Raw genomic sequence first — 12,959 nt, forward strand, 5'->3', positions numbered from 1 at the left:
ATCAGCATGTCAGCTGACTGCCCGTGAGGAGAGGTTCCCGTCACTCTGCACGTCAAGTCGGCGAAGAGACCCGTCAGGACGGCACGGCCGGGCATCGGGTGCCACGTGGCGGCACCGTCAGGCCGGTCAGGTAGCCGTCGACGGCGTGCTCCATGCACGGGCCGCTGGTCACACTGCCGTGGCCCTGGCCCTCGTAGGTGAGGAGCACGCCGCTGCGGCCGAGTTGCCGGGCCACCGAGACGGCCCAGGGGTAGCCGGTGGCGGGGTCGTGGAGTGCGTTGGACACCAGGACGGGCGGGACGCCGCGGGCCGCCAGGCGGTGCTGCGGATTGGCGGTCGGCGCGCCCAGGCACGCCACCGTCATCTGGAGCGGCAGCAGGGTGGGCAGGTCGGGTGCTGCCCTGTTCATCACGCCGACGAGCGAGGCGTATTCGCGGTAGTCGCGCACCGGCAGGCGCCAGTCGGCGCAGAAGACGGAGGCCGCCGGAGGCAGCGGCGACACCGGGGCGGGCGAGGAGGGGAGCGGGCGCGGGAGCGGGCTGCTCGCCGCCATGGCGGCGATGGCCTTCGCCAGGCCCGCGTAGTCGACGCGGTAGAACTTCCTGAAGGCGGTCCCGTTGACCAGGTCCGCTGATGAGAGAGCGGTTCCCGGCCTGGCGGGGTGCTCCAGCTCACCGCGTTGGGCCCGGGCCAGCAGACCTCGCCAGACCGTGCGGACGTCGCGACCGTGCAGTGCGCAGGCCGAGTCGCCGGCGCACCACTTCACGAACTCGTCGAAGGAGTCCTGCGCGGCGGTCGCCCCGGACCACAGGAACGGGACACGCTGTGGTCCATCACGCTCTCCAGCACCATCGCCCGTACCCGGTGCGGATAGGCCTCGGCGTACTCCGCCCCGAGGAGCGTGCCGTAAGAGCTGCCGTGGAAGGTCAGTTCGGCCTCGCCCAGGGCGGCGCGCAGCGCGTCTAGGTCGTGGACCGTCTGGGCCGTGTCGAGGTGGTCGAACACGGGGCCGGTGCGTGCTCGGCAGTCGGCGCGGAGCCGCTCGTTGTAGGCCAGGGTGGCGTCGAAGTCCGCTTGGCTCGCCAGCTCCGGCGACGGCCGCCGGGCGAGCAGGTCGGCGGAGCAGGTCACCGGGCTGCTGCGGCCCACGCCACGTGGGTCGAAGCTGACGACGTCGAACCTGCGGCGGCTCTCGGGACTGAACCGGCTGATGCCGCTCACCACCCGCTCCACGCCCGAGTCGCCGGGGCCCCCGGGACCGAACACCAGCGAACCGACGCGCGCGCCGGGGTCGGTGGCCTGCCGGCGGGCCACCGCCAGGCCCAGCGTCGGCCCGTCCGGGCGGGCCCAGTCGATCGGCACCGTGAGGGTGGCGCACTCGGCGCCCGGGTCGCCCGGGGCGTCGCACGGCACCCAGTGCAGGGTTCTGGCCGTCACCGGCGCCGCGTTCACGCTGGGCGGGGCGGCGGCCAAGCCGGCGACGGCGGCCCCCGCGAGCACGGCCGTGCTCCACACGGCGGTGCGCCGGGGCGCGGACCTGCCTCTGAACAGCATGGATCTTCCTCCTGGCGAGACCGGGTGCGGGAGACGTGCTCAAGACATGTGCAGGTGCGGGCCCGACCGGGCCCACGGGACTCGCCGAGAACGCTAGGCGCGCGGCTGGCCGCTCGGTGCCGTTCTCAGGGGCCGTTCAGGGACCGGTCAGGGACCGGTCAGGGGCCGGTCAGGGAGGAAGCAGGGAGGAAGCAGGAAGGAACCAGGGGCGCTGCAGGGTCCGCCGGCGGGTCCCGCAGGACGGTCCGCCGGGGCGCTCGCGGATCGCACGGGCGCCGCACACCGCACCGCCGGCAGCCGCACGGCAGGCGGTTTCGGGGACGGTGTACAAAGGGACCTCACACGACCGGCGACGACCGCCCGGTCGGACCCGCACTTCCCAGGGGGGAACCACCATGCGCACGCACGCGCTCCGAAGAACCTTCGTGTCCCTGCTCGTCGTCTCCGCCTCGGCAGCGGCCCTGGTCCCGGCCGCGGCCGCCCCCGCCGCGGCCGCCCCGGCCCAGTGCCGCGGACCGCAGAGCGGCGTCCTCGCGACGCTCAACCCGGGCCAGCGCCTGGACCCCGGGGCCCGCCTCGTGGACAAGGTGAGCACGACCGAACTGGTCATGCAGCCCGACGGCAACCTCGTGCTCTACGCACTCGGCACCCCGGGCGGCTACAAGCTGCCCCTATGGGCCAGCGGCACGCACGGGAACCCCGGCGCGTACGCCACCATGCAGGCGGACGGCAACTTCGTCGTCTACAAGAAGGACGGCGGCCCCACCAAGGGCGGCGCCCTCTGGCACTCGAACACGCACGGCAGCGGCCCGGGCACGGGCAGCGTCAGGGCCTCCCTCCTCGGCGGCGAGTTCCTCGTCGAGGGCCGTAGCGCCAACCCCCGCTGGTCCACCCGCAGCACGGAGCGGCAGGGCTGGTTCTGCTCCGAGTTCGCGACGGCCGCCGAGGGCTGGTGGACGGGCAACTGGGCCCAGTCCGCGACCGTGTGGCTGGTCCTCCAGCAGGACAACAACCTCGTCATCTACCGCAAGCGGGACGGCAAGGCCATCTGGAGCAGCGGTACGTACGGCGGCAGCCGCCGGGTCACCCTGCAGATGGCTCCCAAGGACCGCGGGGACCTGACGCTCGTCGAGGAGGGCCGCACCACGGCCCGCTGGCGGACGGGGACGGCGAACAACCCCGGCGCCTACGCCCTGCTCCAGGACGACGGCAACTTCGTCGTCTACAAGAAGGACGGCGGCCCCACCAAGGGCGGCGCCCTCTGGCACACCGGCACCTACAACAAGGTCTGACCGGGCCCGCATGACGCACACCCCAGGGGCGGGCCGGCCCGAGCCGCCCGCCCCTGGCGGACCGGTCATCCGAGGCGGGCAGGCCCGCTCGTGATCCCCGGTCCCGGCAGGAGCCAGGACAGCGCGCCGGAACGGCTCGTCACCCGCTGGGCGCCACCGGAGTCCACCTCCAGCCGGTAGGAGGCGGGTGAGCCGGCCGCACGCCAGCGGTCGGCGACGTCGTGGAGCTCGGCCCAGATGTCGCGCGGCCCCCGGCCGGTGACCTCCCAGCCGCCGGCACCTGCCGTGCGGGCCCGCAGCCAGGACCCGCACCCGGGTGCGCCGATGGTCAGGCCGTCGGCGCTGAAGTCCCGTACGAGACCGGGCCGGAGATGGTCCAGGGCCAGCCACACGCCGCGCTCGTCATCCGCGGGCGGCCGCCGTCCTGGCGAGCACGGCCAGGCCCGGCCAGGACGGTGAACGGGTCCCCAGCGTCATCAACGCCCGGCCACCCGGCGCGAGCTGCTCGACCAGCGCCGACGGGATACGTGGCACGGCGAACGACACGAAGATCCGGTCGTACGGGCCCAGCTCCGGCCGGCCGGCCAGGCCGTCCACCCGTCCGGGCGGGCCAGGACGGCGCGCGGGTACTCCGCCACGGACACTGACAGCCCCCCCGGCCGACGCGATCACCTCACCGGCCACCGGCCATCGTCCGCCGCACCGCCGCACCGCCGGAACCGGAACCCCGCCGGCCCTGGCCGCCTCCCCCAGGGCCAGGGCCTCCCGCTCCGCGGCCAGGTCGGTACCGGGCGGGTACGACTTCACGAACCACCGGCGGCCATCGCGGTCCCCGACCAGGTAGTTGCGGGTCACCGTTCCAGCCGGGCCCTCGCCGACCGCGGCCGGTGCGATCCGGTACCGCGACGCCAGGATCCCGGCCACGGCGTCCGCAGGACCGACGGCCTCCGGCAGGTGCGCGGCCCCATCGGCGCCGCAATGCTCGACGAACGTCAACGAGTTCCCCTCGGTGGACGCGACGATGGTGTCGCCGTGCTCAACGACGCCGCACCGATTTCGAACACCTGCACTTTCGGACGGGTTGCGCACCCTGCGGTTGAGCGGATCCCCGAAGGTGCTCGCTGTACCGACCCTTACCGCGCAAGACCACGCACCCGGTGGCGGATTGGCCGAAACGCCGACGCTCGGGCAGCAGGACCCGTAGGAGTGGCGCGTGTCGCGCGACCCCGTTCCTCCCCGGTCACCTGAACAGCAGTCCGGTGAGCGAGCGGAAGACCTCCTCGGGGTCCTGGTCGTCCACCGAGCCGCTCAGGTTCCGGCTCAGCAGCAGGGTGGCGAAGCCGTGGGCCAGGCTCCAGGCCGCGACCCCCGCCAGCCGGGCGTCGTCGCCCCGACCCGCGTCCGGCAACTGGGCCACGCCCATGCGCAGTTGCTCGCCCGCGCGCTGCCGGGCGGCCGTCAGGTCCGGGTCGTCCTCGCGCAGCAGCTCCGGCTGGAACATCACCTGGAAGTGCGCCGGATGCGTCATCGCGAACCGCACGTAGCGCACGCCCCGTTCGCGCAGTTCCGGCGCGTCCGCGTCCGTGCCCGCGAGGGACTCGGCGAGCAGGCCGAAGCCTTCCGCCGCGATCGCGGTGAGCAGGCCGGTGCGGTCCTTGAAGTGGTGCGCCGGCGCGGCGTGCGAGACGCCGGCCCGGCGGGCGAGGTCGCGCAGGCTCAGGGCGCCGGGGCCCTCGGCGGCGATGACGTCGAGGGCCGCGGTCAGGACGGCGTGGCGCAGGTCGCCGTGGTGGTAGGTGCGCTGGCTTGTCACGGTGAACAGACTACGCAGGATCTAGTCATTGACAAGTTGGGGGCGGCGCGAGCAATCTAGTCACCGTCAAGTTCGAAGCGGCCGAGTCCGGCCGAGTCCCGGATGAGCACCGAACCGGTGGACCTGTTGAGGAGACGTCATGTCGGACCAGAACCACCAGAACCACCAGAACCACCAGAACCACCAGAACCCCGTGCCTGACGCGATCGAGCCCCGTCGCGTACGCCACTTGTGGCAGCTGCTGGAGCCGCTGCACGCCGTGCTCTACTTCGCGCCGGAGTCCTTCGAGGAGGCGGCCGCACTGGGCCTCGACACCGGTGAGCGGTGGCCGAGCTACTTCGCCTGGCGGGCCGCACCGCTGGGCGCGGCCGGGGCCGATCAGGTGGGGTCCGCGTTCTACAGCTTCAGCCCGGAGATGGTCGGGCGCTACGTCCCCGCCGCCTGGGACGTGACGTCACCCGAAGCCGTCCTCGCCGCCCGCGAGCGCGCCGTCGACCGGGTCTACCGTGCGCTCCTGGGGGACCGCGTCGACAGCCCCGAGCTCGCGCAGGCCGCGACCCTGGCCCGCCGTGCGGCCGAGGCCGCCGACGTCCAGGGCCGCCCGCTCGCCGCCGCCAACGCGGCCCTGGCATGGCCCGATGCCCCGCACCTCGTGCTCTGGCACGCCGCGACGATCCTGCGCGAGCACCGCGGGGACGGCCACATCGCGGCGCTCCGCGCCGCAGGGCTCGACCCGGTGGAGGCGCTCGTGTCGTTCGCCGCGATCGGGGCTGCGCCGGAGGAGACCTTCCGGAGCCGGCAGTGGAGCGTCCCGGACTGGGCCGCCGCCCGCGAGCGCCTCGTACGACGGGGCCTGCTGGAGCCCGACGGCCCCGCGACGGCGACCGCGGCGGGGCGCGCCCTGCGCGCGGAGGTCGAAGGCCGTACCGACGAACTCGCCGCGGGACCGTACGAGGCGCTGGGCTCCGAGGACCTGGAGCGGCTCGCGGGCCTGCTCGGCGACTTCTGGGTCGCGGCGATCGGCTCGGGCCTGCTGCCCATGACCACGACGCTGGGAATCGGCAAGGCCTGACCACCTCGCTCGCGGGATCAGCTCTGCGTCTCCTCGCGGCGTCCGACAGCGGCCGCACCGGGTACGACGAGCAGCTTGCCGGTGGTGCGCCGAGCCTCCAGGTCGCTGTGGGCCCGGGCGGCCTCGGACAGTGCGTAGCGGCCCGTCACGGTGACCTCAAGCGCCTTGGAGCGCACCCACTCGAACACATCGGCGGCCCGTCGGAGCAGTTCGGACCGATCGGCGATGTAGTGCCCGAGGCTGGGCCGGATCAGGGTCAGCGAACCGCCCTGGGCGAGCCGCATCGGATCAAACGGCGGCACGGCACCACTCGCCGCGCCGAAGAGCACGAGATGGCCGCGGGCTCGCAGGCTGGCGAGGCTCGCGTCGAAGGTGGCCGCGCCGACGCCGTCGAAGACGACCGGCAGTCCCTGACCGCCGTTGAGCCGCCTCACCTCGGCTGCGAGATCCTCGACCGCGGAGGAGAGGATCACCTCGGCGGCCCCGGCACGCTTCGCCAGCTCGGCCTTCGCCGCGGTCGACGTCGTGCCGATCACCCTGCCGCCGAGATGGGTGATGAGCTGGGTCAGAAGCAGCCCCATGCCACCGGCGGCCGCATGCACGAGCACCGTGTCGCCCCCCTGGACCGGATAGGCGTCCTTGACGAGATAGTGCGCGGTCATGCCTTGGAGGAGCACGGCGGCGGCCGTCTCGAAGCCGATGTCGTCGGGCAGCGGCACCAGCCGGGAGGCGTCCACGACGGCCCGCTCGGCATACGAGCCGGGAGTCTCCACCCAACCGACCCGGTCCCCGACTGCGACGTCAGCGACGCCGGGTCCGACTTCGACGACCGTGCCGGCGCCCTCGGTGCCCGGGGTGAAGGGCAGCGGGAGGCTGTACCGGCCTTCGCGGTGGTAGACGTCGAGGAAGTTGACCCCGGATGCGGCGACCTCCACGATCGCCTCGCCCGGACCCGGCCGCGGCTGGTCCACCTCGACCTCCCGCAGCACCTCGGGACCGCCCACTTCGTACACCTGAATCGCTCGCATGGCTCTCCAATAACGGTTTATCCCCCACCAACCCCGCTGATGGCGAACCGATTCCCGGCAAGCAGCCCAGCCCGCCGCTCCCGCACCGCCGTACGGCCGCCCACCGCAACCGGCGTAGCCTGCGGCAGCTCCACCGCGCGGCGCACGAAATAGACCACCGCCTCCGGATGCTCCTCCGGCTCACGGGCGGCCGGACGCGGTCGTGTCGTGTGCTGCCAGTAGCCCTGCCAGTGCGTCTACGGCCGCGGGGCCCACGAGTTGGTTCCTCGCACCGCGGCGTCGCCGAGACCTTGACCTGAAGGTTGGTTGAGGTTTCCCGATGGGGTCGAGGCCGTGGAGGGCGACTTGGCGGAGCCGGCGGTGTTGAAGCGCCTGCTCAAGGGGGTGCGCTCGCTGTTCCTCCTACCGAGCCTCGGTTCGGACGCCGGCATACTCGACGCCGCGCGCCAGGCTGGTGTGGAGCACGTCGTGCCGGTGTCGTCCATCACCGTCCAGCCCCACCCGCACCTCGGCCCCGCCCGCGGGAACCTCGCGGTGGAGCGACTGCTCAAGGCGAGCGGCATGGCCTGGACGATCCTGCGGCCGACGCAGTTCGCCTCGAACACCCTGATGTGGGCGGACTCGATCCGTGCCCGCGGGACCGTCCGCGCGCCGTATGCCGAGACCGCGCTGCCGACCATCCATCCGGCGGACATCGCGGCGGTGGCACGGGCGGCACTGACCGAGCCCGGCCACCGCGGGCGCACGTACGCGCTGACCGGTCCGGCGCCGGTGACCGCCCGGCAGCAGGCCGAGGCCATCGGGGCAGCACTGGGCCGGGAGGTCTCCTTCGCCGAAACCACCCGCGGGCAGGCCCGCGCACAGATGGCCGCGGTCTTCGGCGAGGAGGCTGCGGACGCGGTGCTCGACGTCACGGGCGGAGACGTGAACGAGGGACTGCTGACGGTGCGCGACACGGTCCCGCGGATCACGGGAGCGCCCGCCCGCCCGTTCCGGCAGTGGGCCGAGGAGAACGCCGACGCCTTCCGTTGAACCGCCCGCTGTGCCCGCAGTGGCCGTGGCCGTGGCCGTGGCCGTGATCGGCGCGGTGTCAGTGCCTCGTGCCACGCTGTCGCCCATGATCGACAACCTTGAAGGCGTCCACCGCGTCGACTGGTCGTCCATGGGTCACGCCTACGGCCCGGCCGACGAAGTCCCCCTGTGGCTGGAGCAGATGGCCTCGCCCGACCCCGCCGTCCGGGAGAAGGCATTCAGCCGCTTCTACGGCGCGGCCCACCACCAGGGCGACGTCTACGCGTGCACGGCGGCGAGCCTGCCGTTCCTGCTCGCGCTCGCCGACGATCCCCGGGCACCCGACCGGGCGGCCGTCATCCGGCTCGTGCTCAGCATCGGCAGGGCGGCGCTGGACTGCGACCCCGACGGCGTCTGCTACAGCCCGTCCGGCCACGCGTCGACGCCCCATGCGGACGTAGTGCCCCAGCTGCGTGAGCGTGCCGGGGACTTCGTCCGCCACGCGGCCGACCCGGACCCGCAGGTGCGGCAGGCTGCCGTCCCGGCCCTCGGGCTGTTCCTCGACGACGTCGACCCGGCGTTCGGCCTGCTGCGTGAGCGGCTGGCCGCCGAGAGCGGCACTGCCGAGCGGCTCCTGGTCATCGAGGCGGCCGCGACGCTGGCCCGGCGGCTGCCGGCCGCGCTCGCCCCGGTGACGGCCTGGCTTGCCGCTCTGGAGGCCGACACCGCGCTGGACGCCGACATCCGCCTCGCCGCACTCGTCCACCGGAGCGCCTGCGCACCGGAGGCGATCGACGCCGGCCTCGTCCCGACGGCGACCGACCTGCTCCACCGGCTCACACCCGAGCCCCCGCCCCCGAGCGGGGCCGAGGCCGACGCCGGGCCGGCCGACCACCGGCAGTGCACCTGCGCGGACGCCCCCGCCGCACCGGCAGCCGACCCCACCGTTCCGCCGCAACTCGCCGCGGCCTTCGCCGACCTCGACCGGCACGGCCGCACCCACGCCCCGACCACCTGGCTGCTCACCACCCTGCACGGCGTCCTGGACTCCCGCGTTCCCGAGCGCACGGCCCTGCTCACCGCCCAGCTCCGCAGCCCGGACCGGGCCACCCGGTACGACGCCATCGCCATGGCCGCGGGCCTGATCGGCTCCTGGCGCGGCGACCACCGCGACCTCGTCCGGCTGCTCGCCGACTGCCTGCTGCCCCAGGACCCGTACACCGCCGCTGAAGCGGCCTCGGCCCTCGGCCAACTCCCCGCCGTCCTCGCCGAACCCGCCCGTGAGGCCCTCGCCGCCCTCGTCGAAGCCCACCGCGCCACCCACGGCCCCGCCGTGTGGGCCACCCCGGACCCCCTGCTGCGCCGCGCCCATCAGGAGGCGGTCACGGCACTGGCCCGCCTCGGCGACGAACGCGCCCTGCCCGGGCTGTTGACGGCGCTGGACACCGACACCGATGCCTGGCGCGCGATCCAGGCCTGCGACCACCTCCCCCAGGCCGCCGCGGAGCTGCTGCCCAGGCTGGCCCGGCGCCTGGCCGGGGCGGACTTCTCCCAGGAGTGGTCCTGGTCGGAACGCCGCGCGCTGGTCGCCGCCCTCGGCCGGCTCGGCGACCCGGCGGCCGTACCCGCGCTGACCGCGGCCCTCACCGCCTCCGTACGGCACGAACAGTGGCACGGCGCAGCCGCCGCCCTCGACGCGCTGGCCCGCTTCGGCACCGGCGCCGCCTCCGCCCTGGAGACGGTCCGGCCGCTCGCCGACGCCGAGGTCCTGGACCTGCGCTTCGCCGCGGCAGCGGCCCTCTGGTCCCTCGAACGCGACCCGGCAGACTCCGTACCGCGGCTGACCGGACTGCTCGACACCTCCAGAGGACGGGACGCCGCCGACGTCCTCGGCCGGATCGGACCACCGGCGTCCGCCGCCCTGCCCCACCTGCGGCGGATGCTCCGGGCCGACTACGAGTGGACCCGCGTGCACGCCGCCGCCGCGATCCACGACATCGGCGGCCCGCCCGAGGCGGCGGTCGTCCTGCCGGTGCTGCTGGAGGCCTGGGAGAAGAACGACTCGACCGCCGGCCACACACTGGAGTGCCTGCGGCGGATGGGCCCCGGTGCCGCGCCCGCCCTTCCCCGGATCCGCGCGGAACTCGCCCTGGCCCGCCGCAGCGGCGGCTGCTTCACGAGCGTCGAGCAGGACGAGGCACTACGGCGCGCCGCCCGGGCCGTCATCGAGGGGCTCACTCACCTCCGGTGATCGCCCGGGGCGTACCGGCTTCAGGTCCCGCCGGTTCCGACGACCGGGCGGGTGGCTTCGTGGGCCGTCTCCGAGAGAGGTTGTCTGCCCGGCGACGGCCCCGCGCCGGGCCGGCGACGGGCCGGATGAGGGTCGGTCCGGCCGTGGACTTAGGGTTCGGGATCATGACGAGGACCACGCCACCGCGCCCGCTCGACGTGGAGGCGCTCTTTCCCGGGCTCGCCGCCCACCGCGGCACGACCACCCGGCTGCACCCGCGGCCCGGCAGCCCCGACGCGTCGGTGAGCTCCGTGGGCGGGCCGATGCTCTGGCCCGCGGACGAGCCGTGGCCGGTGTGCACCGATCCGCACCCCCACGGGCGTGGCCGCCGCCCCGCGGACATCCACCGGGAGCGGCAGCTCCTGGCCGCCGCGTGGGCCCGGGACCCGGACTCCGGCCCCACGGACGGGGAGCGCCGGCTCCTGGAGGAGCTCAGGCGCAGGCACCGGGTGGCGGGGGAGAGCGGGGAGGCGGATCCGCTCCCGATGATCGGTGTCGCCCAGCTGTACCGCCGGGACGTGCCCGACCTGCTCGCGGGGCCGGAGGACTGCGATCTGCTCCAGGTGTTCTGGTGCCCCTTCGACGCGCACGGCGTGAACCGGACCGGCATGCTGCTGGACCTGCGCTGGCGCCGGTCTTGGGAGGTCGTCAGGGCGATGGAGCAGCCGCCCGTGCCGGAGGTCGTGGGCTTCGAGGGTTACGTGCCCGAGCCGTGCGTGCTGCACCCCGAGCAGGTGGTCACCTACCCCTTCGCCGGGCTGCTGCCCGAAGAGCTGTGCGCCCGGATCGAGGCCAGGGAAGAGGCCCTCGAAGAGGAGGCCGAGGAGGCGGGCGCGGAGGAATGGGACTGGCCGACCTACCAGTTCGACCTGTCCATCCCGCCCGGCTGGCGCGCGGGGGGCTACGCGTCCTGGAACCTGACCGACGCCGCCGCCACGGACTGCCCGGCCTGCGCGGCCCCGATGGAACTGCTGCTGACCATCGACAGCTCGGAGTGGGACGGCGGCAGCGCCAGCTGGATGCCGCTGGAGGAACGGGACCCGGCCGTCGGCGGGGGCGGGGCGGACACCGGCGTCACGGTGGGCCGCTGGGGCAAGCTGAACGTCTTCGCCTGCCCCGCCGACCCGGGACATCCGCACCTCAGGAGCATCCAGTAACTGCCGTACGGCCCACCGCACCGCACGAGGACCTGCCGCCGGAGCGCCACCCCGCCGGCAGGCCGGAGTTCTCCGTCCCGCACGCCCGCCGCTGGCTAAGCTGTCCGTCATGCGACCGATGACCCAAGAGGAACGAGAGGCCTTCCTCGCGGAACCGTACGTGGGAATCCTGAGCGTCACGGCCGAACCGGAACGCGCCCCCCTGACCACCCCGATCTGGTACGAGTACCAGCCGGGCGGATTCGTCAAGGTGATCACGGCCCCCGGCGCCCGCAAGACCCGGCTCATCGAGGAGGCGGGCCGGTTCGCGTTGTGCGCGCAGGTGGCCGAAGTCGAGGACTACCGCTACGTGTCGGTGGAGGGTCCGGTGACCGGGATCAGGCCGACGTCGGAGCAGGAGCGGTTCGACATGGCCGCGCGCTACATGGGCGCCGCCGCCACCGACTACGTGAACGCGACGGAGGAGTCCGCGGCCGACTACGTCGCGATCCACATGCGGCCCGAGCGGTGGAACACCTTCGACTTCCGCAGGCTGCCCGACTGACCGTCAACCCGGGACCCGCAGCCGCGCGCCGGCGCAGACGGGGCGGGTGCGGGCGGCGTAGGAGCGGGCGGCCACGACGAGGCCGGTGCCCAGACCGGCGAAGGCCAGGCCGCCGAACCCGGCCGTCCAGACGATCCCCGAGCTGCTGGTGTACGGCGGGGAGGGCGGGATCTCGGGCAGCACGCCGACGGCCGTGAGCGGGGCCATGACGATGAGGACGGCCCCGTACAGCATCAGGGGAACGCCGGTCAGCCAGGCCGGGACCAACGGCAGCAGGCGCGGGACCCGCCGCCCGGCCAGGACCGTCGTCCAGCGCGGGAACACCTGCCCCCACGCGTACAGCAGCGCCAGCAGCAGGAAGATCCCGACCGTCGCGGCCAGCACGGTCACGTCGATCCCCGCCGACGCGGTCGCCTTCGCCGGCCCGGAAGCGCCGGCGGTCGTGATCCTCCGCCAGTCCTCGCCCGCCACACCGAGCGCGTCCCCGCCCAGCGTCCAGACGGTCTTGACCCCCGCCCACGGCACGAGCCCGCCCATCAGCACGTACACCGCCACCCGCGTCCGCCGTGATGCCCGGGAGGGGGCCGGGTGGGCGAGCGGGCCGTCGGCCGGGCCGGTGTGCGTCCGCCCGCACCGCGGGCAGTCTCCGCGCAGCCGCCGCTGCCAGGACAGGCCGACGAGGAGCAGCAGGGCGGCGCCGGCCGTGTTCAACAGCACCTGGACCAGCCCGGTGGCGCTCTCGATCCCCGAGAGCGTCGCAAGGGTCACGAAGTGGATCGGCAGCCCGGTCATCCCCACGACGAACACCGGCAGCGTCACGACGAGGGCCGTCGCCACCGCGGCACGGCCGGGCCGGGAGAGCGACCGCGTGCTCGCCAGGCAGGCGCCGCCGGCGAGGAGGGCGAGGGCCGCCAGGAAGAGCTGGACCCCCGGCGCGTACGCGGAGTGGTCCTTCCAGGGCACGGTGGTGCCCGTCACCGCCCAGGTGACCTCGACCGCGGCGTACGCCACGCCCCAGGACGCGGCGGCCGCGGGCGCCCACACCGGCCACCGCCGCCACCACCACACCGAACCCCGAACGCCGCCCGTCTCCGAGCCCGCAGGAACGACCACCGTGACCCCCGTCCATCCGGATTGCCGACGCTCCAAGACTCCGCGTCACCGGCGCCGACCACATCCCTCCCGCGGATCACGCGGC

11 protein-coding genes and 1 pseudogene are annotated in these 12,959 nt (G+C 74.3%); 6 read left to right on the forward strand and 6 right to left on the reverse strand.

The features are described 5' to 3' along the window. Positions 1-73 precede the first annotated feature (73 nt). Positions 74-1,554 (reverse strand): annotated as a pseudogene (locus ACQKM2_RS12955) (alpha/beta hydrolase). Between the two features lie 395 nt (positions 1,555-1,949). On the opposite strand from ACQKM2_RS12955, the gene ACQKM2_RS12960 reads away from it, so the two are divergent. Continuing rightward, entirely contained in the window at positions 1,950-2,846 is an 897-nt protein-coding gene (locus ACQKM2_RS12960) for a hypothetical protein (RefSeq protein WP_427709045.1), read from the forward strand. Between the two features lie 65 nt (positions 2,847-2,911). Here ACQKM2_RS12960 and ACQKM2_RS12965 read toward each other — a convergent pair whose 3' ends face one another. The 3 genes from ACQKM2_RS12965 to ACQKM2_RS12975 all read right to left on the reverse strand — a co-directional run bounded on the left by ACQKM2_RS12965 (position 2,912) and on the right by ACQKM2_RS12975 (position 4,659). Beyond that, complete coding sequence (locus tag ACQKM2_RS12965; RefSeq protein WP_427709047.1) at positions 2,912-3,238, reverse strand: hypothetical protein; 327 nt, start codon at positions 3,236-3,238, stop codon at positions 2,912-2,914. A gap of 10 nt (positions 3,239-3,248) precedes the next feature. Continuing rightward, complete coding sequence (locus ACQKM2_RS12970; protein WP_427709049.1) at positions 3,249-3,935, reverse strand: phosphotransferase; 687 nt, start codon at positions 3,933-3,935, stop codon at positions 3,249-3,251. A gap of 151 nt (positions 3,936-4,086) precedes the next feature. After that, the gene (locus ACQKM2_RS12975) at positions 4,087-4,659 is read right to left on the reverse strand and encodes a TetR/AcrR family transcriptional regulator (protein WP_427709050.1); all 573 of its coding nucleotides are present in this window, start codon (positions 4,657-4,659) and stop codon (positions 4,087-4,089) included. 139 nt (positions 4,660-4,798) lie between these two features. On the opposite strand from ACQKM2_RS12975, the gene ACQKM2_RS12980 reads away from it, so the two are divergent. Next, complete coding sequence (locus ACQKM2_RS12980; RefSeq protein WP_427709051.1) at positions 4,799-5,731, forward strand: SCO6745 family protein; 933 nt, start codon at positions 4,799-4,801, stop codon at positions 5,729-5,731. 17 nt (positions 5,732-5,748) lie between these two features. Here the strand turns inward: ACQKM2_RS12980 and ACQKM2_RS12985 are convergent, their stop codons facing one another. Next, a complete protein-coding gene (locus tag ACQKM2_RS12985) occupies positions 5,749-6,759 on the reverse strand; it encodes a quinone oxidoreductase family protein (protein WP_427709052.1) in 1,011 nt (336 codons plus the stop codon). A gap of 306 nt (positions 6,760-7,065) precedes the next feature. On the opposite strand from ACQKM2_RS12985, the gene ACQKM2_RS12990 reads away from it, so the two are divergent. The 4 genes from ACQKM2_RS12990 (at position 7,066) to ACQKM2_RS13005 (ending at position 11,761) form a co-directional block, all read left to right on the forward strand. Continuing rightward, on the forward strand, positions 7,066-7,791 hold the full coding sequence (locus ACQKM2_RS12990) for an NAD(P)H-binding protein (RefSeq protein ID WP_427709054.1): 726 nt from the start codon (positions 7,066-7,068) through the stop codon (positions 7,789-7,791). An 85-nt stretch (positions 7,792-7,876) separates the two neighbouring features. Next, entirely contained in the window at positions 7,877-10,021 is a 2,145-nt protein-coding gene (locus ACQKM2_RS12995; protein ID WP_427709056.1) for a HEAT repeat domain-containing protein, read from the forward strand. Between the two features lie 164 nt (positions 10,022-10,185). Further along, positions 10,186-11,217, forward strand: coding sequence for a hypothetical protein (locus ACQKM2_RS13000; RefSeq protein ID WP_427709058.1), 1,032 nt, complete (start codon positions 10,186-10,188; stop codon positions 11,215-11,217). Between the two features lie 109 nt (positions 11,218-11,326). Next, complete coding sequence (locus ACQKM2_RS13005) at positions 11,327-11,761, forward strand: pyridoxamine 5'-phosphate oxidase family protein (protein ID WP_427709060.1); 435 nt, start codon at positions 11,327-11,329, stop codon at positions 11,759-11,761. A 3-nt stretch (positions 11,762-11,764) separates the two neighbouring features. On the opposite strand, the gene ACQKM2_RS13010 is transcribed toward ACQKM2_RS13005, so the two are convergent. Further along, entirely contained in the window at positions 11,765-12,874 is a 1,110-nt protein-coding gene (locus ACQKM2_RS13010; RefSeq protein WP_427709062.1) for a hypothetical protein, read from the reverse strand. Positions 12,875-12,959 lie beyond the last annotated feature (85 nt).

Origin of the sequence: Streptomyces sp. NPDC004126 (assembly GCF_050275515.1) — a bacterium.
Lineage (GTDB): Bacteria > Actinomycetota > Actinomycetes > Streptomycetales > Streptomycetaceae > Streptomyces.